This is a genomic window from Rhizobium bangladeshense, assembly GCF_017357245.1.
GTDB lineage: Bacteria > Pseudomonadota > Alphaproteobacteria > Rhizobiales > Rhizobiaceae > Rhizobium > Rhizobium bangladeshense.
Map to the genome: position 1 here is coordinate 1,170,230 of NZ_CP071612.1, position 24,007 is coordinate 1,194,236.

Here is a 24,007-nt window from a genome sequence, read left to right on the forward strand (position 1 = left end):
GCAGACCCGGCGCAGCAATTATCACCGCGCCCTCGATATTTCAACTGTCTTGCAGTTCGGTGGGACCGGCCGATGGCCCGGCATCGCGGACAAAGTCGGCGGCAGTCAGGGGAACCGGCCTGTAGCCGTCGACATCGGCGATGCCGTATTCGCGCGCCAATGCCGCGGCGATCTGCACGCGCCCGGACTTCGACATCAGCGCCGGGTCTCGCCACAGGCCACCGATGACATGGCCGATGAACTGAGGCGATTCCGAATTGCTCATGTCGAAATACTCGGCGTTCTCAAGCACCGCTTCGGTGCGGACCAGCCCCGGATAGAGCGCGATCGCCGCGACATTGTGAGGGCGCAGCTCATGCGCGAAATCGGCGGCCATCTTGTCGGCGGCGGCTTTGGCTATGCCATAGATCGCATTGCCTTCGTATAGCTGGGCGGCCCAGAAGGAGATGTTGACGATCAGGCCGCGTCGCGCCGAGATCATCAACGGAGCGACAGCGCGCGACATCATGAAAGCACCCCGCAGAGCAGTGCCGATCATCGCCTCCCATCGCCGGGCCGGCTGCTCCCAGAATGGCTTAGGCCAGGTGAATTCGCCATCTTCGACCATGTTTTCGTAACCCGGCCAGGCATTGTTCACCAGAATATCGAGCCTGCCGCCGGCCCGGATCGCTTCAGTCAGGCGTTCATTGTCGGCATCGCTGGCGTGATCGCATCGATGGACGAAGAGACGCCCCGGCAGTTTTGCCGCTTCAAGCTCCAGCCCCTCGAGCGAACCCGCCGATCCCGCTTGATTTGCCTCTGCCTCGAAACGTGTCCTGCCGGTCACATGAACGGTGACGCCTTCGGCAAGCAGAGCAAGTGCAATGCCGCGCCCAATACCGCGGCTTCCGCCGGTGACCAAAGCGATAACGTCTTTCATGTTGGGCCTCCTGAGTGGACTGTCGATCGACGCGGATGCGCGCATACTGGCAGAGAGGCTTGCGCCGGGCGACCGCTTTTTGAGAAGGGCCATCAGCTTGGCAGGAGCCGAGCAGGCACGGCGTATTCGCAGTTGGAGGTTTGATCTTTGCGTATGACCGGGAACAAGGGCGAGGTTCTGATGTTTAGAGGCACCTTCTGCGGCATCTGACGAGTTACGCGACGTAGTCAGGTTTGCTCGGGGAGATCAGATACCTCGGCGCCGGTCCACCGAGGCATCGCATCGCACGAGAACAGTCGGCAAGCGCCATCATAGCGCCAGGCATAAGGAAGCGGCATTCAAAAAGCGTGGAGGAGGATGGGATGAACCCGAAAAGCACCTTTAGCATTGCCGGTCATCCGATCCACCCGATGTTGATCCCGTTCCCGGTCGCAGCCTTCGTCGGCACGCTGGTTCTCGACATCGTCTACGCCCGGTCGGGCGATCCGGCCTGGGCAGCTGCAACCAACTGGATGCTCGGCGCCGGCCTTGTCATGGCGGCGCTGGCTGCCGTTGCCGGCTTGATCGATTTCTTCGGCGACAGCCGCATTCGCGACCTGCGCGACGCCTGGTTTCATATGATCGGCAATGTCGTCCTCGTCCTGATCGAGGCAGTCAACCTCTGGCGGCGAATGGCCGAAGGCGGCGACTTCATCGTGCCGACCGGATTGGTCCTGTCTTTGATCGCCACCGCCCTTCTTCTGTTCAACGGCTGGAAAGGCTGGGAAATGGTCTATCGCCACCGCGTTGGCGTCAGCGAGGATCCGGGCACGACGAGATGATGCACAGCATGCATCCATAGCCGACGCCCCCGGTTTCTCTAATCCTGCGAAAGCGTGGGAGCGGTGCTCACGCGCATTTCGCCAGCTGCGGTTCGGCCTCGGCATAAAAGTCGGTCTCCACTCGCAGCGGCAGATCGGCGATGTCGCGCAGCGACATGCGCTCGACCTCGGGGTGGCGCAGCGGATCGTCCTTCCAGCTTGGAACGATGTCCACGCGGCCCATTGCACGGGCGGGCTTCAAGAAAAACTTCAGCAACGACATGGCATGCCTCGCTTTCTCCAACGGCTACGAGATCGTGACCACCCGGCCGCTGGTACGGAATGGGCTCCTCGATTTTGGCAATGTCGGCCGCCGTGTGCGGATTTTCAATTGAGATTACGATGGCTGTCTTATAGAAAAACTATATGAAGAACCTGAATAGCGTCCATCTCAACGGCCTGCGCGCGCTGGAGACCGTCGGCCGTCTCGGCTCGTTGCAGGCGGCCGCCGACGAACTGGGCGTCTCGGTTGGCGCCGTCAGCCAGCAAGTGATCAAGGCCGAGGCCCAGCTCGGCCAGGTGATTTTCGAGCGCACCGCCCGGGGAATGATCGCCACGGAAGCCGGCCGGCCGGTGCTTTCGGCGCTCGACGAGGGCTTCGCCCGTCTTTCGGCCGCAGTGTCTCTGGCGCAACGCAAGGACGATACGATCCTGACCATCTCGGTGGCGCCGGTCTTTGCCGCCCGCTGGCTTGTCTGCCGCCTCGATCGCTTCGCTGAGCGTCATCCCGAGATCAAGCTGCGGCTCGATGCAACGACCAATCTCGTCAATCCCGCCCTCGGCGACGTCGATATCGGCATCCGCGTCGGGAATGGCCGATGGCCCGACGTGAAGGCTGAACTGCTGCTGGAACAGGAGGTCTTCCCTGTCTGCTCGCCCGAGATGGCGGCGAAACTGCGTGAACCCGTCGATATCCTGGCCCTGCCAGCGGTCATCGACGGCCGCGCCATGTTCAGCTGGGAGGTCTGGATGCGCGAGGCAGGCCTGTCAGGCGCATCGCCCTCGACGCGCCACGTCTTCAACGATGCCTCACTCTGCCTCGATGCGGCAATCGCCGGCCAGGGCGTCATGCTCGCTTGGCAGACGCTCGCCCACTTTGCGCTTGCCGAAGGCCGGCTGGTGGCCCCCTTCGGCATTCGCGCCAAGACCGGCTTCGGCCATTATTTCATTACCGCCGATGGTGCGCGCGAGCCGAAGAAGGTCAGGGATTTCAAGGCGTGGATCCGCGAGGAAATGGCCGGCACGCTGACGCTTTTCCAGTAGGTGTCAAACCTCGATCGGCTCCTTCGCGCGTGCTGCCTGCATTGCCCTGTAGGCCGGGCGAGCCTGGCAGCGTTCGATCCAGGCCTTGATGTTCGGATGCGCGTCGAAAAGGTCCGTCTCGGTCTGGGCATAACGTAGCACCTCCGCGATGTTGAGATCGGCGACGGTGAAGCGATCGCCGACGATCCACTGCCGGCCGGCGAGATGGCTTTCGAGCGCGGCAAACGGCCTGCGCAGCCCGTAGCAGGCGGCGGCAATCGTCTGCTTGCCGTCCTCACTGTTTTCGAGCTCGTTATCATAGGTCAGCACGATCTTCACCGAATGCGGTTCGACCTGTGAGGCCGCCCAGATCGTCCACATCGTCAGCAATCCGTCTTCTTCGACGGTTTGGCCGGTAAGTGGTCCGCCATGCTTGCGCGCGAGGTAGAGATTGATCGCCAGCGACTCGTGCAAGACGAGGTCGCCGTCGCGAATGCTTGGGATCTGCGCCATTGGGTTGAGGGCTTCGAAATCAGGCGAATGCGTGTTGAGCGGCGCTTCTTCGGCCAGTGGGTCGGCAAGCCGCCTGCCCTGCAGCACCGGCACGGAGCGGAACTCGAGCCCGAGCTCCTCTGCCATCCAGTAGACGCGTGACGCTCGCGATCGGTAGACTCCATAGATTGTCAGCATGCCCATATCCCCTGATGTTTCGTAGAAACCGTAAACGCCGGAGCTCCCACCGAAAAGCCCTCGCCACTGATGGGACGATGAAAGCTTTTGATGCGGCCAGGGCCGTTCCGGTCAACGGGCGCAATTGCCCTGACCGGGGGAACAATGAGGGGGCCGGCGGGTTGGGCCCTGAGACCGGCGCCGTCGAGGCGCCTGAAGCGATCGGCCGCGCGCAGCGTGCCGGCAAAGGAGGAACCCATGACAGGCAGGAAGACGCATGAACAGCAGCTTCGTGTCATCGAGAAGCGCGAGAAAACTGCAAATGCCGGCGAGGATTTCGACGCCAAGGCAGATCTGCAACGCAACGAGCAGGCAAAGGAGGCCTTTCGGAAAGGCAGCGGTTTGAAGGCCGACCCTGACCCGGGCAATGACGATCGCGCCATGGTGCGCGGCCGAAATCAGGAGAGCGAGCATAAAAAGGGAAGCGGTCGCCCCTGACCATGAGCGACCCCGATGTGAAAGGGAGCCCCTCGATCAGCAAAGGAGAATGTCATGACTTTGACATTGATCAGCAAGGCTTTCGCCGAGGATCAGCCGATCCCGAAGAAATATGCACGGGCCGGCGAGAATCTGTTTCCGCCGCTTGCCTGGAGCGGCGCCCCCGATGAGACGAGGAGCTTTGCTCTGGTGGTCGAGGATCCGGATGCTCCGCACGGCACCTTCCGCCACTGCGGCATCGCCAATATCCCGGCCGAGTGGAGCGCACTTTCCGAAAGCGCTGATACGGCGCCGGGAACAGCTCCCCGCTTCTACAGGAATGACTTCGGCAATGCCCGTTACGACGGCCCGCAACCGCCCCGGGGCGATCGCCCGCACCATTACATCTTCCGCCTCGCGGCTCTCGACGTGCCCAAGCTTTCCATCCCGGCTGCGGCCGGCATCAGTGCGATGTGGGCGGAGGCAAGGAAACATGCATTGGCGGAAGCGACCGTCACTGGCACCTACCAGACGCAATGACCAGAGGCGGAGCCGTGTGTCAGGAAATGCGGTTCCGTTCGACAGTCAGCTGCCTGTAGGCTGAACCGCCGCTCGCCATCTCGCCGGAGACTTTTCGGTCCCATTCGAAGCCGAGGACGGCTCCTTCGGCCGTCTCCTGAAAGACATTGTCGGTGATGACGGCGGTGCCGGCGCCCTCGGCGACCGAGACGGCGCATCCGACAGGCGCCTTGCGTACTACATTGCCGCTGACGACGACATTTCTGAGATAGGCGCCCCAACCGATCTGCAGTCCCCAGCGCGGCGCGCCCTCGATCACATTGCCCGACACCAGCGTATCGGCCTCCGCCGCTATGCCGATGCCGAAGCCGACCTCGTGGGTGTAGGGGCCGTTCAATGTCAGATTGCGCACGACATTGCCGGTGACGCTTGCGAGCCTGCCGCCTTCGTCGAAATTGGCGATCGATATCCCGTTCGCCGCCCCGTCGATCATATTGGCGGATACGACGGCGCCTTCGAAGGCGAATTCGACATAGATCGCTGTCTCGCCGGAGCGCCGGCATTGGTTGCTGCTGATCTGGATGTCCGAGGCAGAATTGGCGCGGATTGCGGTAAAAGCGCAGTCGGAAATGTGGTTGTTCACCACCATTACGCCATCGGCGCGAAAGACATTGATGCCGTTACCGTTCTGGCCGGTGCCGCCGTCATTGGCCCGTATGTTGGAAATCCGGTTGCCGGAAACCACCGTCCCGTCCTCCGCCTTCTTCCAGCGATGTACGAGGATGCCGCCATTGCCGCAATCCGAGATCGTATTTGCAACGATCGAAAGATCGGTGGAATCGACTGCGTAAAGCCCGGATTGAGCGGCGCCCGAAATGCGGCTGCGTTCGATCCGCCCGCCGCAGCGCTCCAGTTGCAGGCCGTGCTTGCGGCTGCCGCCGATCTCGCAATTGTCGATCAGCACCTCGTCGACGCCGGTAAATTGAAGGAGCCCGCCGGCATAATCGCCGAGCCAGCGGTTGCCGCCGTCGATGACGAGGTTGGAAAGTTCGATGCGTCTGATGTTCTCGGCCGCAAAAAGGTGACCATCGCCGGTATAGACTATCCGCGAGGCGCCGGGCACGCCCGTGATGTGGGTATTGTCCGGCAGAGTGAGATTGGAAACGCGGTAGGTGCCCGGCGGCAGGAAGACCGGCACATTCTCGGCCGCGGCCTGTTTGATCATCTGTTCGAGCTGACGGGTCTCGCGGTCGCCGCTTTGAACGGCGCGATATTCCACCGCGTCGATCGCACCGCGCAGATCGGGCTGGCTGGCCGCTGTCAGCGGCGAGGCAATCGCGCGCGCCGTCCCGCCCGCAACCGCCGAGGCGGCGAGAAAGAGAAGCATGTCGCGGCGAAGGGGCATTCCGGGCTCTCCTGTCATGGCACGCCCGTAGCAGAAAACGTGCCAGCCCGCCTGTCTTCTTTTGGCACAAGCCCTCCACACCTGTCGGAAATTCTTGTTGCGGCAGAGGCCGATGGCAGGATCTCGCCGCTTATCTTGTTTGCTTATTCACCCTTCCATTTAAGCAAGCCGAAGGGAATGCGGACTACTTTGGAGGGAAAATAAACGGATGTTACGGGATGGGCCTTCAGCCGCTGGGAGAGAATGGCGTCATGCACGAACCGAGTGCCGCGCGATGGGAATCGGCTGATTCCCTGTCGGCCGAAACGCGGCGTTTCGTTGCCGCCACCGAGGCGATGATGGCGTCTACCGCCCAGCACCTCTCGGAAGGTGTGGAGAACCTGCGCCTGAAGGCGATTATCCACGAACTCCCGGACTTCCTCTACGTCAAGGATCGTGACAGCCGCTTTGTCTTCGCCAATGCCGTCACCGCCGCCAGCCTCGGCCTCGGGAGCGTCGAAGAGATCGCCGGTAAGCGTGATTTCGACCTCTTCGATTTCGACGCGGCGCGCCGCTATTTCGATGTCGAGCAGCAGATCATGGCGAGCGGTGAGGCCCGCATCGACATGGAGGAAACGGTCGTCCTTCCCGGCGCCGCCAAGCCGGTATGCCGGCTGACCTCGAAAATACCGTTGCGCAACGATCGCGGCGCGATCGTCGGCCTGATCGGCGTTTCCCGCGATATCACAGAGCGCAAGCTGCAGGAGGATCTCCATCGCGGCCAGGCGAAACTGCTTGAGATGATCGCCCGCAATGAACCGCTGCCGATGATCCTCGAGGCGCTGGTGCTGATGATCGAGGCGCAGCTGACGGGTATCGATGGCTCGGTTCTCCTGCTCGACGGCGAGGGCACCAAGCTCTATCACGGTGCGGCTCCCAATCTTCCCGGCGGCTACAGCCGGCTCATCGATGGTGTCACCATCGGCCCCAAGGTCGGCTCCTGTGGTACCGCCGCCTGGCGCGGCGAGCCCGTCATCGTCGAGGACGTGCTGAGCGATCCGCTTTGGGAGGATTTCCGCGCGCTGGTTACCCCTTTCGGCTTTCGCTCCTGCTGGTCGACGCCGATCGCCACCTCTGAGAATAATGTGCTCGGCACCTTTGCTCTCTATTCCAGAGAGGTGCGCCGTCCCACGGAGCAGGAAATGACGCTGGTGGCGCTTGCCACTCACGTCGCCGGCATCGCCATCGAACGCAAGCGCGTCGACGATCGCATCCATTTCATGGCGCATCATGACGATCTCACCGGCCTGCCGAACCGCGCCTTTCTGAAGGAAAGGCTGGCCGGCATTCTCGACCAGGCCCGGCGCCACAACCGCAAGGTCACCGTCGCCTATATCGATCTCGATAATTTCAAGGACGTCAATGACGGCCGCGGCCACGCCGCCGGCGACGAGGTGCTGAAGGAGATCGCCACCCGCATGGTCAACAGCATCCGCGCGTCGGATATGGTGGTGCGGCTCGGCGGCGACGAATTCCTGGTCGTGCTCGTCCACCAGTCGAGCCACGATGCCGGCATCACCCGCCGGCTTCGCGACCTGCAGAAGGCGATCACTCGGCCGATGCGCGGCGAGGGCGGTGACATCACCATCACCTCGAGCATCGGCGTCGCCGCCTTTCCAGTGGACGGGACCACCTCGGAGGAGCTGCTTGCGAATGCCGACCGCGCAATGTACCGGGCCAAGCAATTCGGCCGCAACACGCTGCAGCATCACGATGGCGACAGCGCGCCGGTCGGCATGCCGCGCGGCGAACAGGAGGAGCTCCACCAGGCGATCACCGGGCATCAGCTGTTCCTGGAATATCAGCCGCAGGTCGATGTCGCCGACAGCCGCATCACCGGCGTCGAGGCGCTGGTCCGCTGGAAGCATCCGGCCAAGGGCAGGGTGCCGCCGGCCAATTTCATTCCCCTCGCTGAAGAGACCGGCCTCATCGTTCCCCTCGGCCTCTGGGTATTGAACGAGGCCTGCCGCCAGGCGCGCAGCTGGCAGGACATGGGCCTGACGCCGCTGACGATCGCCGTCAACGTTTCGGCCAAGCAGTTCGCCGATCCGGATTTTGCGAGCCATGTCGCCGAGGCGCTGGAGCGTAACCGCCTGCAATCCCGCTGGCTGGAGCTCGAAGTCACCGAAAGCGTGGTGATGCAGGATGCCGATCGCGCGCTCGCCATGATGGAGTCGCTCCGGGCGCTTGGCGTGCGCCTGTCGATCGACGATTTCGGCTCCGGCTATTCCAGCCTTGCTGCCCTGAAGACCTTCCCCTTCGACCGGCTGAAGATGGACCGTTCGCTGGTCGAGGCCCTGCCGGGCGACAAGACCGCTATCGCCATCGCCTCGGCCGTCATCTCGCTGGCGCAGACGCTGAAGCTGTCGGTTCTCGCCGAAGGCGTCGAGACCGATGCCCAGATGGATTTTCTGCGGCAGGCGCGCTGCGAGGAAGTGCAGGGCTACCGCTTCTCCAAGCCTGTCTCGCCGGACGAGGCTACCCTGTTGCTGCAGGCGCAGTTTCTCTGAAATTGTTCCTCAGCTTGCCGTCCATCCGCCGAGACCTTAAACCCGAATGATATTGAGACGCAGAGCGCTGACGACAGCCTGCGTTCTCGTCGTGCATCCCAGCTTCTTGATCACGCTGCCGATATGATTGTTGACCGCATTTTCCGACAGATCGAGAAGCTTGGCAATTTCACTGCTCTTCCTGCCCCCGGCCGTCAGCCTCAGGCAGTCAACCTCGCTCGCCGTAAACGCAATCGGCTTGTGTTTTTCGTTCAATGTCAGCTGCGAGAGGCGGTCGTAGATGAGCGTGGCGATAAACAGGATCTTCGCCATTTCGATCATGCTGAAATTCCGGGACCCTGAAATCGATATCGCACCGCGTCCAGCCGCGGCATCATGGACAGGAAAATAGGCTCCCTTTTCCATGCCGTAACGCCTGAACAAATCGATGACCGTGGACTTCTTGCCCTCTCCGCGATCGGTATTGATCGCCTCGACATCATAGTTGAAAGGGCTGGTCGATCTCAGCATTCGGCGGATGACCGGACTGTCCGCCATCAGGTTATGGGCGTCGTAATAGTCGACCATCTCCGCCGGCCAGTTGGTGATGATCTTCGTCGCGCCTATTTCGACGAAGTCCACCGCGGGCAGCGTCATGATCAGGAAAGCAGTCATTCCCAGATCCTGAGTGAGACCCTTCATATATTTGAAGACTTCGTAATGCGTCTTGAAGCCTGCCGCGACTTCCTCGATGCGATTGAACTCGTCCTCGAGCTTCATGTCTTCTCCGATCAACTATCGCATCCGGCGTTCGGGCGGCTGACGTGTCCAGCAATTCGCTCGTAGCGGACGTGATTCTGCACGCGCGAAGGACGGTGAAATATGCACCTGCAGCGGAAAAACAGAAAGTCCCCTGACGACCGGGAATACGAACATAGAGGGCGGTCGATGGTTAACAAAGAGTTAAGCCATCTCCGGATTTTCAGGGCAGGCTTGAGGTGAAAAAACGCTGTCCTGGTGCTCGAAATGCTTGCCGGAACATCTTGTGCCCAAGCGAACCGATCGAGGTCTCAAGGCAAGCGCTTGATTCTAATTGATTCTTCTTCAGCCCCGGCCGGAGCTGCGGTGTCCCCATTCGCGACGACCGGGTTAAAGGATGCTTAAAGAATTTATAGGATTCTATTTTCAGGTTGCTCGTCCAGCGCAAGCCCCGTGGTGGGTCGCGGCAGTCATCGCTCAGACCTGAGTTAGGGGGAACAGCATGAAGACACTAGGATTCAGCTTCGGCTCGGATGCCAAGGCCGTACTGGCGGCAATGAGCCGGTCGCAGGCAATCATCGAATTTGACCTCACCGGCAAGATTCTGACGGCCAACGCCAATTTCTGCACCGCGCTCGGTTACGAACTGTCCGAGATCGTCGGCCAGCACCACCGGATGTTCGTCGAGCCGGCAGAAGCCGCGTCGGCCGAATATCGCGAATTCTGGGCGAAGCTCGGCCGAGGCGAGTTCGATCAGCGCCAGTATAAGCGCATCGGCAAAGGCGGCAGGGAAATCTGGATCGAAGCCTCATACAATCCCGTCTTCAGTGGCGGGAAACCGTACAAAGTGGTGAAATTCGCGACCGATATCACCAAGCAGAAAATGCAGAGCGCCGAGGATGCCGGTAAGATAAGTGCGCTGTCGCGCGCCCAGGCGGTTATCGAGTTTACGCCGAAAGGCGAGATTCTAACGGCGAACGAGAATTTCCTGTCGGCGCTCGGCTATCAGCTTGCCGAGATCCAGGGTCGCCACCATTCCATGTTCTGCGAAAGCACCTACGCAAACAGTGACGACTATAGACGGTTCTGGGAGCGTCTGTCGGCTGGCGAATACGTGGCCGATGAGTTTCTGCGCATCGGCAAGGGCGGCAAGAGGATCTATATCCAGGCCACCTACAATCCGATTCTCGACATGAACGGCAAGGTGTTCAAGGTCGTCAAATTCGCGACCGACGTCACCGCCCGCGTCAACAATGTCGATCAACTGGCGGCATCCTTGATGGCGCTGTCCGGCGGCGATCTGACTCAGGAAGTCGCTACACCATTCATTCCGACACTGGAAAAACTCCGGACCGATTTCAACGCCGCGGTTGGCAAGCTGCGCACAGCCATGCAGGTCGTCGCCCAAAACGCAACGGGCATTGCTGCCGGAGCCCAGCAGGTTCGTTCCGCCTCGGACGATTTGTCGAAGCGCACCGAACAGCAGGCCGCCTCCGTCGAGGAAACCGCAGCCGCCCTTGAAGAGATCACCACGACGGTCTCCGATTCCAGCAATCGTGCCCAGGAAGCCGGCCAACTGGTGCGAAGGACCCGCGAAAACGCCGAGCGTTCCGGGGAGGTGGTCCGCAGCGCCGTCGATGCGATGGGGAAGATCGAGACATCGTCCGCGGAGATCAGCAATATTATCGGCGTGATTGATGAAATCGCGTTCCAGACCAATTTGTTGGCGCTTAACGCCGGTGTCGAGGCCGCCCGCGCGGGCGATGCCGGCAAGGGTTTTGCTGTGGTGGCGCAAGAAGTTCGTGAGCTTGCTCAGAGATCGGCCAAAGCGGCAAAGGAGATCAAGGAGCTCATCAGGGCCTCCAACGAACATGTCAAGAACGGCGTGATGCTGGTCGGCGAAACCGGCAAGGCCCTCGAAGAGATCGTCGGCCAGGTTCAGCAGGTCAATGGCAATGTTCTTGCGATCGTCGAAAGTTCCAAGGAGCAGGCGACTGGATTGAAGGAAATCAACACGGCCGTTAACACCATGGACCAGGGTACGCAGCAGAATGCGGCGATGGTCGAGGAATCGACGGCTGCCGCCCACAGTCTTGCCAGGGAGGCAGACGCACTGTTCCAGCTGCTGGGACAGTTCAACATCGGCGGTGCGGCCGCACGCCAGCAACGCCCCGCCGTGGCCACCGCCGCTTCCAGGCCCGTTGCATCAGCGCCGCGGGCAATGGCTGCGAAGGTGAGCGCTGCCTTCCACGGCAATGCCGCAGTCGCCGGCGGCGATTGGGAGGAGTTCTGAGGCGCAGGGCGGCTCCGCCTCATTTCATCAGCTTGCCGATCTCCTCGATCTCATTAGTCCATATGCCTGCCGCATAGTTATGCGGCAGGCGCGCCAGTTGCGCGGGATCGTCGACGCCGGTAGAAAAATCGCCGCCGCGATAGGGACCGAGCACGAAAACTTCAGTGCCCGCATCCTTCATCCGGTTGAGAAAGCGGTCCGGCCAGCCCCACAGCCAGGGCGCAATGTTGATCGGCACCAGCATCATCCGATGTTTGCAGGCCTCGGGCACGACGCCGGTCCAGCCGTAGGCAATATAATCGAAAAGGCAGCTTTTCAGACTCTTGCGCGAGGCGGTTTTGATATCGGGTGTCAGCCGGTCGAGCACGTCGATCGGCTCGTCGCCGCCATAGACGATGATGCCGGCCCGTCGTGTCGCCGCAAGCCCGTTCAGCAAAGCTGCGAGCTTTTCTCCCTCGGACGGATCGCGGCTCTTGATATTGATGAGGAAGCGCCGATCCGAAAAGGTCGAAAGCACTTGCGCCAGCGTGGGCATCATACAGATGCCCCGGCCGCGGAACGGAAAGGTCTTGCCGCCGTCGGCGGTATAGCCGTAGCCGATGTCGAGTGTCCTCATCTCAGCCATGGAATGCTCGCGCGTCACGCCGTGGCCGTCGGTGCGGCAGTCGAGCGTCCAATCGTGAAAAACGGCGAATTCGCCGTCTGTCGTCGGATGCACGTCGATCTCGACGATATCGGCGCCGGCGGCAAAGCCCGCCTGAATCGACGGGATGGTGTTTTCCAGATAGTCGTGTTTCGGCGGCAGCATGCGGCTCGCCGTGCAGGTGTCGTTCTTCAGATCGGTCTCGTCAAACCGCTGGGCGATGCCGCGATGGGCGAGCAGTACCGGCTTTCCCGGCCGATGCTCGGCAATGAGGCTGGTATTGTTGAGATAGACGCCGGCGGCTGCGAGCGCGGTCGCCGCCGCGCAATAGAAAAGCTTCCTGCCCACCTTTCTGCTCCTCCCGATTGCATCGATAGAGGAAGCAGCTAGAAAGCGATTCTGGTTGTTCTTGGGCTGTTTTCCGGCTTTTCTATGCGCGGGATTATTCGCCGGAAAGGATTGGCATCGCCATGGAACGACGGGACGACGAACTCATCCATTTCGAGGCGCATGGGGCCGCCCCATTGCCGCCGGCTTCCGTCGAAGGCCACGTCGGGCGGGCCGGCGCCCGCATCTGGTATGCCAGCTACGGGACTGGCCCTGCGGTCATTCTGCTGCATGGTGGTCTCGGCCATAGCGGCAATTGGGGCTATCAGGTCCCGGTGCTGCTCGGCAGCGGCCGCCGCGTCGTGCTGATCGACAGCCGCGGCCATGGCCGAAGCACCCGCGATGCCAGCCCCTATACCTATGAGCTGATGGCCGCGGACGTGCTTGCGGTCATGGACGAACTGCGCCTGGAGACGGCGGCATTCGTCGGCTGGAGCGACGGCGCCTGCATCGCGCTGATCCTCGCCATGACGGCTCCGTCGCGTGTTGAGGGCGTCTTTTTCTTCGCCTGCAACATGGATCCGAGCGGCACGCTGGAATTCGTTGCGACCCCGGTCATCGACCGATGTTTCGCCCGCCACGCCAAGGACTATGCTGCCTTGTCGGCCACGCCGGACGATTTCAATTCCTTCGTCGAAGCTGTCAGCCTGATGATGGGAACGGAGCCGAATTATCAGGCGGACGACCTCGGCCGCATCCGCCTTCCGGTGGCGATCGTGCTCGGCGAAAACGACGAATTCATCAAAGCCGAGCATGCCGAATATCTTGCAAGCACTATCCCGAATGCTCAGATGATCTACCTGCCCGGCGTCAGCCATTTCGCTCCGCTGCAGCGGCCGGCGGAGTTCAACGCCGCAATCATATCCTTCCTCGACGGGATAAGGTGATGACGGTCGCTTCCTCTGGCCTCGCGCCTCTTTGCCGCTATCTCTTGTTTCATGAGAGCTGATGCGCTGCTTTATCCCGCCCCGGAGGGACTCTATTGCCCCGAGGGCGGCTTTTATGTCGATCCGGTGCGGCCCGTCGAACGGGCGCTTGTCACCCATGGGCATTCCGATCACGCCCGGCCGGGCCATGTGAACGTGCTTGCTACCCGCCAGACGCTCGAGATCATGCGACTGCGTTACGGCGACGGCTTTTGCGCCAGCGAGCAGATTGCCGGTTTCGGCGAAGAGCTGCTGGTCAATGGCGTCAAGGTAAGTTTTCATCCCGCCGGCCATGTGCTCGGCTCGGCCCAGATCGCCATCGAGAAGAACGGCACCCGCATTGTCGTCTCCGGCGATTACAAGCGCCGCCCCGACCCGACCTGCGCGCCCTATGTGCCGGTCGCCTGCGATGTCTTCATCACCGAGGCGACCTTCGGCCTGCCCGTCTTCCATCATCCCGATCCGATCGACGAGACCGGCAAGCTGCTGGCCTCGCTCCGGCAATTTCCCGAGCGCACCCATCTCGTCGGCGCCTATGCGCTGGGCAAGGCCCAGCGTGTCATCCGGCTGCTGCGCGATGCCGGATATGCCGAGCCGATCTATATCCACGGAGCCATGGAAAAGCTCTGCGACTATTATGTCGGTGAGGGCATCGATCTCGGCGAGCTGCAGCCCGCCACGATCGAAAGCCGCGACAAGTCAGCCTTCAAAGGCGCCATCGTCATCGGCCCGTCATCGGCCTTTGCCGACCGCTGGGCGCGCCGCTTCAACGAGCCGCTGCCGGCCTTCGCCTCCGGCTGGATGATGGTGCGTCAGCGCGCAAAACAGCTCGGCGTCGAACTGCCGCTCGTCATCTCCGACCATTGCGACTGGCCTGAACTGACCGAAACGATCCGGGAGCTGCACCCGGCCGAAGTCTGGGTGACCCATGGCCGCGAGGAGGCGCTTGTGCGCTGGTGCCAGTTGCAGGGCATCAGGGCGAAACCATTGCATCTCGTGGGTTATGAGGATGAGGCGGATTGAGATGAGCTGGAGAATGCATCCAAAGCCCACCTTAGACGATCTTACCGCCACTCTGGAGGTGGCGCCGACGTCGGCTCCACACTCCCTCATTCCTGTGCTCGGCACAGGAATCCAGCCACCGCGCGTCGGCGTGGCGAATGACTCATGTAACGCCGGAGAGTTTCCCGCGCCCAAGGACTTGGGCGCACTGGATTCCTGTGAAATCCCTCGGGCAAAGCCCCGAAGACGCAGGAATGAGGGAGTTCCCATGGGGCTTCTTCATGCCGGAATGGGGAGGCCAATATGAAAGCTTTCGCCGACCTGCTCGACCGCCTGGTCCTGACGCCCAGCCGCAACGGCAAACTGAAGCTGTTGACCGACTATTTCCGCGACACGCCCGATCCGGACCGCGGCTACGGTCTTGCCGCCATCGCCGGCACGCTCGAAGTGCGCAACGTCAAGCCCGCCATGCTGCGCGACCTGGTGCTGGAGCGCATGGACGAGGTTCTGTTTCATTATTCCTACGATTATGTCGGCGATCTCGCCGAGACCATCTCGCTCGTCTGGGATAATGAGCGGGATATCGACCGGTCGGCCCTGGCTCAGCCGCGCCTTGGTGAGGTCGTCACCCGCATGAACGGGCTCGGCCGCACCGAAGTGCGTGGCTATGTCCGCGATCTGCTCGACCGGCTGGATTCCTCCGGCCGTTTCGCCTTCATCAAGCTTGCGACCGGGGCGTTGCGCATCGGCGTTTCCGCCCGTCTTGCCAAGCAGGCGCTGGCCGACCTCGGCGGTAAAGATGTCGCCGAGATCGAAACCCTCTGGCACGGCCTGCAGCCGCCTTATGAGACGCTGTTCCACTGGCTTGCAGGCGACGGCGAGAAACCGGCTCTGGCGACACCGGCGATCTTCCATTCCGTCATGCTCGCAAATGCGGTGGAGGAGGGGGACCTGACAGGTCTCAAGCCGGCCGACTATGCCGCCGAGTGGAAATGGGACGGCATTCGAGTCCAGCTTTCCCGCTCCGGCGACAGGCGCAAGATCTATTCGCGCTCCGGTGACGACATTTCAGGCGCCTTCCCCGATATTCTCGAGGCGATCAATTTTTCCGGCGTCGTCGACGGCGAGCTGCTGGTCGGCGGCACCGCCCGCTCCAACAGCCCGACGCGCACCTTTTCCGACCTGCAGCAGCGCCTGAACCGCAAGACGGTGACGGCGAAGATGCTCGACGATTTTCCCGCCTTCATCCGCGCCTATGACATGCTCTTCGACCACGAGGAGGATATTCGCGGCCGCACCTATGTCGATCGCCGCGAGCGTCTCTCCGATATCATCGAACGCGCCCCCCATGATCGGTTCGACCTCTCGCCGCTCGTCCCTTTCTCCTCATGGGATGAGCTCGATGCACTGCGCGCCGCCCCACCCGATCCGGTTATCGAGGGCGTGATGATCAAGCGGCGCGACAGCATCTACCAGGCCGGCCGCATGAAAGGCCCCTGGTTCAAGTGGAAGCGCAATCCCTATAATGTCGATGCGGTGCTGATGTACGCCCAGCGCGGCCACGGCAAGCGCTCCAGCTATTATTCCGATTTTACCTTCGGCGTCTGGGCCGATGACGAGGATGGCGAACAACTCGTGCCGGTGGGAAAGGCCTATTTCGGCTTCACCGACGCCGAACTCGAGCTGCTCGACAAGTTCGTGCGCAACAACACGACCGAGCGTTTCGGCCCGGTGCGCGCCGTCCGCGCCGACAGGGATTTCGGCTTCGTCGTCGAAGTGGCCTTCGAAGGCATCAACCGCTCGACGCGGCACAAATCGGGGGTCGCCATGCGCTTCCCCCGCATCGCCCGCCTTCGCCCCGACAAACCCTCCTACGAGGCCGACCGCCTGCGCACGCTGATCGCGATGATCGATGCAAAGCCGGGCTGAGCTTCGCGCTCCTGCGCAACAATGACGCAGGGCAATAGTTTCAACATCATGTGTATTGGCGGCACCGGGTTTCCGATGCAAATCTGGCGTGTCGGGGAAGTGATTTGGGTGCTGCGTTATGAACTCGCATGAACAAAATTCCTTCTTCCGCCAACGCCGCGCCGTTCTGGCAGGGCTTGCCGGCGCACTCGTCCTGCCGCGCATGGCGGCCGCCTTCGATGTTCCGGACGAGCCGCGCCTTGCCAAGCACGACTATGCCGAGGTCCGCCGCCATTTCCGCACGAAACTCCTGAAGAAGGGCCCGGCGCCGGACAAATACGAGCCTCTGACTGCGCCTGCCGATGCCGAGAAGATCTTCTATCGCTCCGGTTACGGCGGCGAGCTGGAACTGGCGGCCTGGGTTTCCAGGTACAAGCGCGAGCGCACCGCCAGGCCGGCGGTGCTCTTCCTGCATGGCGGCAATGCCATAGGCACCGGCCATTGGCAGTTGATGAAGCCCTATATGGATGCCGGCTATGTCGTGATGATGCCGTCGCTGCGCGGCGAAAACGGCCAGAGGGGCAATTTCTCCGGCTTCTACGATGAGGTCGACGACGTTCTTGCCGCCACCGAACGCCTGGCACATCTGCCGGGCGTCGACCCCGGGCGCCTGTTCATCGCTGGCCACAGTATCGGCGGCACGCTGACCATGCTGGCGGCGATGAGCACCCATAAATTCCGCGCCGCCGCACCGATTTCGGGCAATCCCAACGCCTTCCGCTTTTTCAGCCGCTATCCCCAGGACATTCGCTTCGACGACAGCAATACGCATGAATTCGAGGTGCGTTCGGCGCTGTGCTACGCCCGCAGCTTCAAATGCCCCATCCGGGTGGTTCACGGCACGGAAGAGGCGCATTTCAACGACCGCGCCGATCTGCTCGCCCGCCGCGCCCGCGCCGCCGGCACCCATATTGAAACCGACACTGTCGCCGGTAACCACACCTCGGCGCTGCCGGCCGAGATCGAACAGAGCATTCGCTTCTTCCACGGGGTCGCGGCGTAAGCTCTGTCGCCGCTTCAAATCTCTGGTCGATTTAATCTCCCGGCTTTTCCTGCCTCAACACCAGCCTCGCGCCAGCCGCGGGTGCCATCCTGGCGGCAGATATCGCCGTCTCGCCGATCGTTGATAAGGGTGGTTCCATGAATTTTCTGCACCGGGCTTTTCCGATTGCCGGACTTATGATCGCTGTCGCGCCGCTCAGCGGCTGCAACATCCTCATTCCCGATGTCGCTGCCGATTCGCCCGCCCGCTTCGTCCAGGAGACCTCGCCGGTCTTTTACCAGCCGCCGGGCGTCGATCCGAGCCGGGTGCGGCCCATCCCCGATCAGCCGGTGCCGCAGACGCGCGAACTCTACAAGACCCAGTTCCACCAGACCTACGGCCTGCCGGTGGCCAACCCCGTGCATACGGCGATGTATGGCGAGCAGCGCGACGAGGATTTCACCCTGCCGGCGATCCCGGTCAGCCGCGTCCAGCCGCAGTTTTTGCGCCAGGAAGTCGATTACCAGACGAACGAGCGCCCCGGCACCGTCGTCGTGGATACCAAGACGCGGTACCTTTATTTCATCGAAGGTAACGGCAAGGCCATGCGCTACGGTGTTGGCCTCGGCCGCGAAGGCTACGCCTGGCAGGGGCGCGGCGTCATCCAATGGAAGCAGAAGTGGCCGCGTTGGACGCCGCCGGTGGAAATGGTCTCGCGCCAGCCGGAAGTTCGCGCCTTCTCCGCGGAAAATGGCGGCATGAACCCCGGGCTTCAGAACCCGCTCGGCGCGCGCGCCATGTATATCTTCAAGGATGGGCAGGATACGCTCTACCGCATCCACGGCACGCCCGACTGGCAGTCGATCGGCAAGGCGACTTCGTCCGGCTGCGTGCGCATGCTGAATCAGGACGTCATCGACCTTTACGATCGCCTTCCCGCCAAGGCCGAGATCGTTGTGATGTAGCGCTGCAACAGCGGGGGCCATATCGTCGGCTCTCGCCGGAACACGTCTGCGTGAAGCTATGGTTTATTTGGTGCAAGCCGATAGATTTCTAGGTGTCGCCACCCCGGCGTCACGCATCAAAGGAAATCAGTCCCGCGTCATGAGCTTCGATAGACATCTTTCCCGCCGCAGCTTTCTTTCCCTTTCGGCAATGACGGCAGCCTCCGCGCTCACCGGCTGCGCCTCCTCCGCCAACACCGTGACATCGGGCGACACGTCGATCATCTACCGCTCGCCCATGCGCCTGTTCCGGTCGCCGGGAGCATCGAGTGTGCCGAGCGGTCCGGAGCTTGCCGTCATGTACGGCCCCGTCGAGGACGGCGGCTTCCTCATTCCCGCCGTTCCCTACGAGCAGATCGATCCACGCTACTATCGCCAGCGTGTCCTCGATCCCACCGGCCAGCCGCCCGGCACGATCGTTGTCGATACGCCGTCGCGTTTTCTCTATCTCGTCCAGGCCGACGGCATGGCGATGCGCTACGGCGTCGGCATCGGCCGCGAGGGCTTCGCCTGGCAGGGGTCGGGCGTCATCCAGTGGCGTCAGAAATGGCCGCGCTGGAAGCCGCCGAACGAGATGGTCGCCCGCCAGCCGGAACTTGTCAAATATTCGATCGAGAACGGCGGCATGGAACCGGGCTTGACGAACCCGCTCGGCGCCCGCGCTCTCTATATCTTCTCGAATGGAGAGGACACGCTCTATCGCCTGCACGGGAATCCGGACTGGCGCTCGATCGGCAAGGCCGTCTCCTCGGGCTGCGTCAGGCTCCTGAACCAGGATATCATCGATCTCTATGATCGCGTTCCGTCCAAGGCGCCCATCGTCGTCTGGCAATGAATCTCGCGGGGGCGGCCGCGACCCGGCCGCCCCAGACAGATTTCCGGCAAGCGCTTTCTCTTTCGCCGCACGGAAACAGAATTTATTTTTGAAAATTTATTGCTTAATTCGATAAACCCCCTACATGGGGCCTATCGAATATTGCTTGCGACCTTTGTCCGTGCGCTGAACGCGCTTCGTCAGATCTCTCTCAACATCGATACTGTCCGCGGAAATCCTTCCCCGGGCGCACTCTAACGGTTGAAAAGGAGATCGTTATGAATTCAGGCGTCGTCAAGTGGTTCAATGGCACCAAGGGTTTTGGCTTCATCCAGCCCGATGATGGTTCGACGGACGTTTTCGTCCATATCTCGGCGGTCGAACGCGCCGGCATGCGCGAGCTTACCGAAGGTCAGAAGGTCCGCTTCGATCTCGTCCGCGACAAGCGGTCCGGCAAGGACGCAGCCGACAACCTTCAGGCCGCATGATTGTCATTCACCTGGGCTGACCACAGATCGCAGCGAGCTGACCACGGATGTACTGGCAGCGCGCTGACCATCAAAGGCAGCTTGGTGGCTGAATGACTGGAAGAGGTCGGGTTCAAGCCCGGCCTTTTTGTTTTCTTCAAATCGAGCAGCCGAAGAGTCGAGGGACGCTGAATGAGCAGACCAAGCTATAAAGTCGGCGACATGATCGTGCTGAAATCCGGCCTGACCCGCACGACAGAGGCCGACCGGCGGTGCCGGATCGCCAGCATTCTGCCCAACGATCACGGGCACGTGCAATATCGCGTCCAGTTCCCGGGCGAGAACTTCGAGCGCCGCATCACCGAGGACGACATCGACCTCGGGGAGTCGCCACGGCGGGCTTCATCCGAGGCGGCTGCCAAAGCCGGCGGCGCCGAGCCGTGGCTGAAGTTTTCGGGCATCCACATGGGCAAGTAGCCCCGCCAGTTTTCATCATTTAACAGCGGCATCGCCGCGATAGGAAGGATATTCGTTTGCAGGTACTCGTCAGGGATAATAATGTCGATCAGGCGTTGCGCGTGCTTAAGAAAAAGATGCAGCGCGAAGGCCTGTTCCGGGAAATGAAAGCCCGCAGCGCCTATGAGAAGCCGTCGGAGAAGCGTGCCCGCGAAAAGGGGGAGGCCGTTCGCCGCCAGCGCAAGCTTGCCCGCAAGAAGCTGCAGCGCGAAGGGCTGTTGCCGGCGCCGAAAAAGGCGCTCCGCGCCCGCTGATTCCAAACGTGGAATCACGGTCGGGGCCATTTTCGGCCTCTTAATGCATAGAGAATGGATCAAAAGCCGCCACGACCTGAGAAAGGGGCACATGACCGCCACGAAGGGAGAATTCTTCAACCCCGCCAAACTCACGCCGCGCGACAAGGCGGAAGCGACCGATCACACGGCGCGCGCCATCATCGCGGCCGAGGCGTCAGCCCGCGACAAGAAGACGGAGAAGCTGCGGGCGTTGCGTCTGCAGCAGGCCGCCGAGGAAGCGGAAGCCTCACCTGCGCCTCCAAAAAAGCGGCGCTCAACTGCGAAGGTCGCGAAGCGGCGCTCTTGATCCCGCCATAGCCCCAATGGGTCTGGGGCAGGGGCTTTCAACCGTCGGCCGCTCCCGCCCGCCCGAGATTGGTCCGCAGTCGATGCAGCATGTCACGCATCCCGGCCATTTCCTCGAGCGTGCAGCCGGCGGCTTTCCCGATCGCCGTCATGATCGTATCGACGTCTCCTTTCATCGCTTCGCCCTTTGGCGTCAGCGACACGATCACCTGCCGCTCGTCGCGCAGATCGCGGATGCGTTTGATCAGCCCGCCATGTTCCAGCCGCTTCAGTAGCGGCGACAGCGTGCCGGAATCGAGATCCAGCTGCTCGCCGATCGTCTTCACCGGCAGGGCGCTGCGTTCCCACAGCACCAGCATCACGAGATATTGCGGGTAGGTGAGGCCCACCCTGTCGAGGATCGGTTTGTAGGCACGGGTGAAGGCATGCGCCGTCGCATAAACCGCAAAGCACAGCTGCTTTTCCAGCCGCTTCTCCTCCTCAGGTATCTCCATTGTCTTTGCTGTCTGCGCTTTCATATCCGTCATCCCCGAGGTTGTGATTGTCCTCTTACCACCTGCGAAACGCAATTCGCAAAATTCACTTGCGTGCAATTTAATTGTGCGATAATAAAATTCCAACCCGATAGAAGGGCCAACTAAAGGAGATCGTCATGCCTATTCTCTATACGACAAAAGCCTCTGCCACCGGCGGCCGCGCCGGCCGCGCCGTTTCCGAAAACGGCGTTCTGGACGTGACGCTGACCGTTCCCAAGGAACTTGGCGGCGACGGCGCAACCGGCACAAATCCCGAACAGCTTTTCGCTGCCGGCTACTCCGCCTGTTTCCTCGGTGCCCTGAAATTTGTCGCAGGCCAGCAGAAGGTCAAGATTCCGGAAGAGACGACAGTATCCGCCAAGGTCGGCATCGGCCCGCGCGAGGACGGCACCGGCTTCGGCATCGAAGTGGCGCTCTCCGTCAATATTCCCGGTCTTGACCGTGAAACTGCCGAAAAGCTCGCAGCCGCGGCCCATATCGTCTGCCCCTACAGCCACGCCATGCGCACCTCGACCGAAGTTCCGGTCACCGTCGCCTGATTGGAGTAACGACCACGGAAGATCGGTGAGGCGGCCCCTCGTCCGCCTGCCGATACCTTGCTGGGTTGAGCCACTCGTCTCAACCCGATCTTCGGATCTCCGCTTGCGGGGGGCGATGGAACTGGCAGAGACCACACCGTCCCCCTCGCCATGGCAGTCCTCTCGCCCCGTCAGACAGGGATCCACAGGACGGGTTGAGGCCCGCGGCTCGGTCGGGCCTTCGCACATTAAGGCTGACCATGGTTGCAGGCACCCGCCGTCACGCCTTACGCCGAGGTCGAAGGCAGCGGATTTCGCCATCCTGTCAGCGACGATTATGCCCCCGCTTTTTCCCTGCAGCGATTGCGCACGGGGTGGTGCGTCAGGACTCGGTCACGATCAGCCCACCACCCGATTCCAGCCGATCCATGAGCTATCTTCACGCCGCCATCTCCACGGGTAGGTGTGCCAGGGCGCGAATCCCAAGGCGCTTGCGCCACCTGATGTTTGCTGGGTTGCCATTCAGGCTCAAGCTTGGAAAGCGCGTAAGGATACGTTCGAACGCGATTGCGGCCTCTACCCGTGCGAGTTGGAAGCCGAGGCAGAAATGCACTCCGGTACCGAAGGAGAGATGCGGATTCGGGTGGCGCGTGATGTCGAAACGGTGCGGGTTCTCGAACTTGGCAGGATCGCAATTAGCCGCGGCGATAAAAGCGGCAATCATGTCACCACGACGAAATTGCTGTCCCTGCCAATTCATGTCGCGTCTGGCGAAGCGCGGCTTGGTCATCTGCACCGGCGAGACGTAGCGCAGGCATTCCTCGACGCAGGTCGGCATCAGGCTTGGATCATTCTGCAGCCGTAGCCGTTCATCCTCGTGCGACAGCAGTGTGAAAAGGCCGCCGGCAATCAGATGCGTGGTGGTTTCCTGCCCAGCTCCGAAGAGCAGGAAGATCATCGAGACAAGTTCGTCCTCACTGAGCCTCAGCCCATCCATGTCGGCATCGCACAATGCGGCAACTAGGCCGTCAGACAAGGCTCCACCTCCCGGTCGCGAGACGCGGCGAAGATAACGCACCGCACGAACAACGCCAGGAATGGCACGGATGATGGCGCCGACATTGGCAGTGTCCTTCAGACCGCCGAGCCAACTCTTGAAGTGATCGTGATCCTGCTCCGGCAGGCCGAGCACCGCGCAGATCACCGAAAGCGGCAGGTCCCGGCAGAACTCGGACATGAGATCGACCTCCCTCTTTCCCTCCATCCGATCGAGGAGCCGATCGGCGATATGCGTGATCATCGGCTTCATGGCCTCAATCGATCGACGCTGGAATGCTTGGTCGACGAGACCGCGCAGACGGCGGTGCTCGGGGTCGTCGTAGCCGATCATGTTCAATGCCAGAAGGCCGATCGTTCTCGGAAGGCACTTCAGGATTCGCGCCTGGGTCCTGCTCCCCGCATTGGCCGGGTCGCGCGCGAAGCTCTCGGAATCCTTCAACAGTGCTGCACAGGCGTCATGTGTGACTGTGAACCACGTGCGGCCGAGGATCGGCAACTTCATGCGAACAACAGCGCCCTCGGCACGCATGCGGTCGAGCGTGGGGAACGGATTCGCGTGGAAACGCGGCGACAGGACATCGAAATCATGCGGCTCGGCCATGCATGTCACTCCGAGAGTTTCCTTGAAGAACCATTGCGATTCTCGTCATTCCGCCCGGTAGGAGCATAGTAGGGGTAAATGGGAACCCGCGCGGAGATGTACACGAACGGCGACAGGAGTTCGAGAAAATCCTGCGGTGGCCGCTTCCTCCAGCAAAAACGGCTGTTCGAGCCCGGATCACCAGTCTTGCCGGACAGGCATGCAATCTTCGTCCACTGCTAATCGCTCAGACCTCCGTGTTCAACACGGTGTCCTGTGGCAGTGATCAAGCGATTGGAATCCTGAATGTCGATCCCGGGGTAAGGGGCCGTCCTCGCCACAAATCGATGAGC

The 24,007-nt window shown here is 61.7% G+C and carries 25 protein-coding genes; 17 read left to right on the plus strand and 8 right to left on the minus strand.

From position 1 onward, the window contains the following. Positions 1-40: 40 nt before the first annotated feature. Positions 41-919 carry an SDR family NAD(P)-dependent oxidoreductase gene (locus tag J2J98_RS05680; RefSeq protein ID WP_207602584.1) on the minus strand — a complete coding sequence of 293 codons (879 nt, stop codon included), beginning with the start codon at positions 917-919 and terminating at the stop codon, positions 41-43. Positions 920-1,281: 362 nt separating this feature from the next. On the opposite strand from J2J98_RS05680, the gene J2J98_RS05685 reads away from it, so the two are divergent. Then, entirely contained in the window at positions 1,282-1,740 is a 459-nt protein-coding gene (locus tag J2J98_RS05685) for a DUF2231 domain-containing protein (protein ID WP_207602585.1), read from the plus strand. 67 nt (positions 1,741-1,807) lie between these two features. Here J2J98_RS05685 and J2J98_RS05690 read toward each other — a convergent pair whose 3' ends face one another. Beyond that, positions 1,808-2,002 carry a hypothetical protein gene (locus tag J2J98_RS05690; RefSeq protein WP_207602586.1) on the minus strand — a complete coding sequence of 65 codons (195 nt, stop codon included), beginning with the start codon at positions 2,000-2,002 and terminating at the stop codon, positions 1,808-1,810. A gap of 143 nt (positions 2,003-2,145) precedes the next feature. Here J2J98_RS05690 and J2J98_RS05695 point away from each other — a divergent pair, with 143 nt between their 5' ends. After that, positions 2,146-3,042 (plus strand): LysR substrate-binding domain-containing protein, encoded by an 897-nt coding sequence (locus J2J98_RS05695; RefSeq protein WP_064706532.1) that lies wholly within the window; start codon positions 2,146-2,148, stop codon positions 3,040-3,042. 3 nt (positions 3,043-3,045) lie between these two features. On the opposite strand, the gene J2J98_RS05700 is transcribed toward J2J98_RS05695, so the two are convergent. After that, entirely contained in the window at positions 3,046-3,711 is a 666-nt protein-coding gene (locus J2J98_RS05700) for a glutathione S-transferase family protein (protein WP_207602587.1), read from the minus strand. Positions 3,712-3,948: 237 nt separating this feature from the next. Between J2J98_RS05700 and J2J98_RS05705 the strand changes: the two genes are divergently transcribed. Together J2J98_RS05705 and J2J98_RS05710 are read left to right on the plus strand one after the other, a co-directional pair. Then, positions 3,949-4,188, plus strand: a complete 240-nt coding sequence (locus tag J2J98_RS05705) for a hypothetical protein (RefSeq protein ID WP_207602588.1) — start codon at positions 3,949-3,951, stop codon at positions 4,186-4,188. Positions 4,189-4,242: 54 nt separating this feature from the next. Next, positions 4,243-4,707: a YbhB/YbcL family Raf kinase inhibitor-like protein gene (locus J2J98_RS05710; RefSeq protein ID WP_207602589.1), complete on the plus strand. Its 465-nt coding sequence runs from the start codon at positions 4,243-4,245 to the stop codon at positions 4,705-4,707. 19 nt (positions 4,708-4,726) lie between these two features. On the opposite strand, the gene J2J98_RS05715 is transcribed toward J2J98_RS05710, so the two are convergent. Then, complete coding sequence (locus J2J98_RS05715) at positions 4,727-6,091, minus strand: TIGR03808 family TAT-translocated repetitive protein (protein ID WP_207602590.1); 1,365 nt, start codon at positions 6,089-6,091, stop codon at positions 4,727-4,729. Between the two features lie 251 nt (positions 6,092-6,342). On the opposite strand from J2J98_RS05715, the gene J2J98_RS05720 reads away from it, so the two are divergent. Then, on the plus strand, positions 6,343-8,640 hold the full coding sequence (locus J2J98_RS05720; protein WP_207602591.1) for a sensor domain-containing protein: 2,298 nt from the start codon (positions 6,343-6,345) through the stop codon (positions 8,638-8,640). A gap of 36 nt (positions 8,641-8,676) precedes the next feature. Here J2J98_RS05720 and J2J98_RS05725 read toward each other — a convergent pair whose 3' ends face one another. Next, positions 8,677-9,399 (minus strand): LuxR family transcriptional regulator, encoded by a 723-nt coding sequence (locus tag J2J98_RS05725; protein ID WP_064706536.1) that lies wholly within the window; start codon positions 9,397-9,399, stop codon positions 8,677-8,679. A gap of 481 nt (positions 9,400-9,880) precedes the next feature. Between J2J98_RS05725 and J2J98_RS05730 the strand changes: the two genes are divergently transcribed. Next, positions 9,881-11,671, plus strand: coding sequence for a methyl-accepting chemotaxis protein (locus tag J2J98_RS05730; protein ID WP_138393636.1), 1,791 nt, complete (start codon positions 9,881-9,883; stop codon positions 11,669-11,671). Between the two features lie 19 nt (positions 11,672-11,690). Here J2J98_RS05730 and J2J98_RS05735 read toward each other — a convergent pair whose 3' ends face one another. Next, a complete protein-coding gene (locus J2J98_RS05735; RefSeq protein ID WP_207602592.1) occupies positions 11,691-12,662 on the minus strand; it encodes a glycerophosphodiester phosphodiesterase family protein in 972 nt (323 codons plus the stop codon). 122 nt (positions 12,663-12,784) lie between these two features. On the opposite strand from J2J98_RS05735, the gene J2J98_RS05740 reads away from it, so the two are divergent. The 10 genes from J2J98_RS05740 (at position 12,785) to J2J98_RS05785 (ending at position 20,962) form a co-directional block, all read left to right on the plus strand. Further along, positions 12,785-13,588, plus strand: a complete 804-nt coding sequence (locus J2J98_RS05740; protein WP_138393634.1) for an alpha/beta fold hydrolase — start codon at positions 12,785-12,787, stop codon at positions 13,586-13,588. A 51-nt stretch (positions 13,589-13,639) separates the two neighbouring features. After that, complete coding sequence (locus J2J98_RS05745; protein WP_207602593.1) at positions 13,640-14,650, plus strand: ligase-associated DNA damage response exonuclease; 1,011 nt, start codon at positions 13,640-13,642, stop codon at positions 14,648-14,650. 282 nt (positions 14,651-14,932) lie between these two features. Next, complete coding sequence (locus tag J2J98_RS05750; RefSeq protein WP_207602594.1) at positions 14,933-16,558, plus strand: cisplatin damage response ATP-dependent DNA ligase; 1,626 nt, start codon at positions 14,933-14,935, stop codon at positions 16,556-16,558. A gap of 118 nt (positions 16,559-16,676) precedes the next feature. Continuing rightward, on the plus strand, positions 16,677-17,600 hold the full coding sequence (locus J2J98_RS05755) for an alpha/beta hydrolase family protein (protein WP_138393632.1): 924 nt from the start codon (positions 16,677-16,679) through the stop codon (positions 17,598-17,600). A 137-nt stretch (positions 17,601-17,737) separates the two neighbouring features. Beyond that, a complete protein-coding gene (locus J2J98_RS05760) occupies positions 17,738-18,544 on the plus strand; it encodes a L,D-transpeptidase (RefSeq protein WP_138393631.1) in 807 nt (268 codons plus the stop codon). 139 nt (positions 18,545-18,683) lie between these two features. Next, the gene (locus J2J98_RS05765; protein WP_207602595.1) at positions 18,684-19,418 is read left to right on the plus strand and encodes a L,D-transpeptidase family protein; all 735 of its coding nucleotides are present in this window, start codon (positions 18,684-18,686) and stop codon (positions 19,416-19,418) included. A 257-nt stretch (positions 19,419-19,675) separates the two neighbouring features. Continuing rightward, positions 19,676-19,885: a cold-shock protein gene (locus J2J98_RS05770; RefSeq protein WP_207602596.1), complete on the plus strand. Its 210-nt coding sequence runs from the start codon at positions 19,676-19,678 to the stop codon at positions 19,883-19,885. A gap of 171 nt (positions 19,886-20,056) precedes the next feature. Next, a complete protein-coding gene (locus tag J2J98_RS05775) occupies positions 20,057-20,341 on the plus strand; it encodes a cold-shock protein (RefSeq protein WP_207602597.1) in 285 nt (94 codons plus the stop codon). Between the two features lie 56 nt (positions 20,342-20,397). Beyond that, on the plus strand, positions 20,398-20,634 hold the full coding sequence (gene rpsU, locus J2J98_RS05780) for a 30S ribosomal protein S21 (protein ID WP_064706547.1): 237 nt from the start codon (positions 20,398-20,400) through the stop codon (positions 20,632-20,634). 91 nt (positions 20,635-20,725) lie between these two features. Then, positions 20,726-20,962: a hypothetical protein gene (locus J2J98_RS05785; RefSeq protein WP_207602598.1), complete on the plus strand. Its 237-nt coding sequence runs from the start codon at positions 20,726-20,728 to the stop codon at positions 20,960-20,962. A 37-nt stretch (positions 20,963-20,999) separates the two neighbouring features. Here the strand turns inward: J2J98_RS05785 and J2J98_RS05790 are convergent, their stop codons facing one another. Next, on the minus strand, positions 21,000-21,488 hold the full coding sequence (locus tag J2J98_RS05790) for a MarR family winged helix-turn-helix transcriptional regulator (protein WP_207602599.1): 489 nt from the start codon (positions 21,486-21,488) through the stop codon (positions 21,000-21,002). A gap of 125 nt (positions 21,489-21,613) precedes the next feature. Here J2J98_RS05790 and J2J98_RS05795 point away from each other — a divergent pair, with 125 nt between their 5' ends. Next, positions 21,614-22,036, plus strand: coding sequence for an organic hydroperoxide resistance protein (locus J2J98_RS05795; protein WP_064706550.1), 423 nt, complete (start codon positions 21,614-21,616; stop codon positions 22,034-22,036). Between the two features lie 418 nt (positions 22,037-22,454). On the opposite strand, the gene J2J98_RS05800 is transcribed toward J2J98_RS05795, so the two are convergent. Continuing rightward, positions 22,455-23,675: a cytochrome P450 family protein gene (locus tag J2J98_RS05800; RefSeq protein ID WP_207602600.1), complete on the minus strand. Its 1,221-nt coding sequence runs from the start codon at positions 23,673-23,675 to the stop codon at positions 22,455-22,457. Positions 23,676-24,007 lie beyond the last annotated feature (332 nt).

Bases quoted from the DNA above. Each gene is read 5' to 3' on its own strand.
- J2J98_RS05680 (WP_207602584.1), bottom strand. From the start codon at position 919: ATGAAAGACGTTATCGCTTTGGTCACCGGCGGAAGCCGCGGTATTGGG.
- J2J98_RS05685 (WP_207602585.1), top strand. From the start codon at position 1,282: ATGAACCCGAAAAGCACCTTTAGCATTGCCGGTCATCCGATCCACCCG.
- J2J98_RS05690 (WP_207602586.1), bottom strand. From the start codon at position 2,002: ATGTCGTTGCTGAAGTTTTTCTTGAAGCCCGCCCGTGCAATGGGCCGC.
- J2J98_RS05695 (WP_064706532.1), top strand. From the start codon at position 2,146: ATGAAGAACCTGAATAGCGTCCATCTCAACGGCCTGCGCGCGCTGGAG.
- J2J98_RS05700 (WP_207602587.1), bottom strand. From the start codon at position 3,711: ATGCTGACAATCTATGGAGTCTACCGATCGCGAGCGTCACGCGTCTAC.
- J2J98_RS05705 (WP_207602588.1), top strand. From the start codon at position 3,949: ATGACAGGCAGGAAGACGCATGAACAGCAGCTTCGTGTCATCGAGAAG.
- J2J98_RS05710 (WP_207602589.1), top strand. From the start codon at position 4,243: ATGACTTTGACATTGATCAGCAAGGCTTTCGCCGAGGATCAGCCGATC.
- J2J98_RS05715 (WP_207602590.1), bottom strand. From the start codon at position 6,091: ATGCCCCTTCGCCGCGACATGCTTCTCTTTCTCGCCGCCTCGGCGGTT.
- J2J98_RS05720 (WP_207602591.1), top strand. From the start codon at position 6,343: ATGCACGAACCGAGTGCCGCGCGATGGGAATCGGCTGATTCCCTGTCG.
- J2J98_RS05725 (WP_064706536.1), bottom strand. From the start codon at position 9,399: ATGAAGCTCGAGGACGAGTTCAATCGCATCGAGGAAGTCGCGGCAGGC.
- J2J98_RS05730 (WP_138393636.1), top strand. From the start codon at position 9,881: ATGAAGACACTAGGATTCAGCTTCGGCTCGGATGCCAAGGCCGTACTG.
- J2J98_RS05740 (WP_138393634.1), top strand. From the start codon at position 12,785: ATGGAACGACGGGACGACGAACTCATCCATTTCGAGGCGCATGGGGCC.
- J2J98_RS05745 (WP_207602593.1), top strand. From the start codon at position 13,640: ATGAGAGCTGATGCGCTGCTTTATCCCGCCCCGGAGGGACTCTATTGC.
- J2J98_RS05750 (WP_207602594.1), top strand. From the start codon at position 14,933: ATGAAAGCTTTCGCCGACCTGCTCGACCGCCTGGTCCTGACGCCCAGC.
- J2J98_RS05755 (WP_138393632.1), top strand. From the start codon at position 16,677: ATGAACTCGCATGAACAAAATTCCTTCTTCCGCCAACGCCGCGCCGTT.
- J2J98_RS05760 (WP_138393631.1), top strand. From the start codon at position 17,738: ATGAATTTTCTGCACCGGGCTTTTCCGATTGCCGGACTTATGATCGCT.
- J2J98_RS05765 (WP_207602595.1), top strand. From the start codon at position 18,684: ATGAGCTTCGATAGACATCTTTCCCGCCGCAGCTTTCTTTCCCTTTCG.
- J2J98_RS05770 (WP_207602596.1), top strand. From the start codon at position 19,676: ATGAATTCAGGCGTCGTCAAGTGGTTCAATGGCACCAAGGGTTTTGGC.
- J2J98_RS05775 (WP_207602597.1), top strand. From the start codon at position 20,057: ATGAGCAGACCAAGCTATAAAGTCGGCGACATGATCGTGCTGAAATCC.
- J2J98_RS05785 (WP_207602598.1), top strand. From the start codon at position 20,726: ATGACCGCCACGAAGGGAGAATTCTTCAACCCCGCCAAACTCACGCCG.
- J2J98_RS05790 (WP_207602599.1), bottom strand. From the start codon at position 21,488: ATGACGGATATGAAAGCGCAGACAGCAAAGACAATGGAGATACCTGAG.
- J2J98_RS05795 (WP_064706550.1), top strand. From the start codon at position 21,614: ATGCCTATTCTCTATACGACAAAAGCCTCTGCCACCGGCGGCCGCGCC.
- J2J98_RS05800 (WP_207602600.1), bottom strand. From the start codon at position 23,675: ATGGCCGAGCCGCATGATTTCGATGTCCTGTCGCCGCGTTTCCACGCG.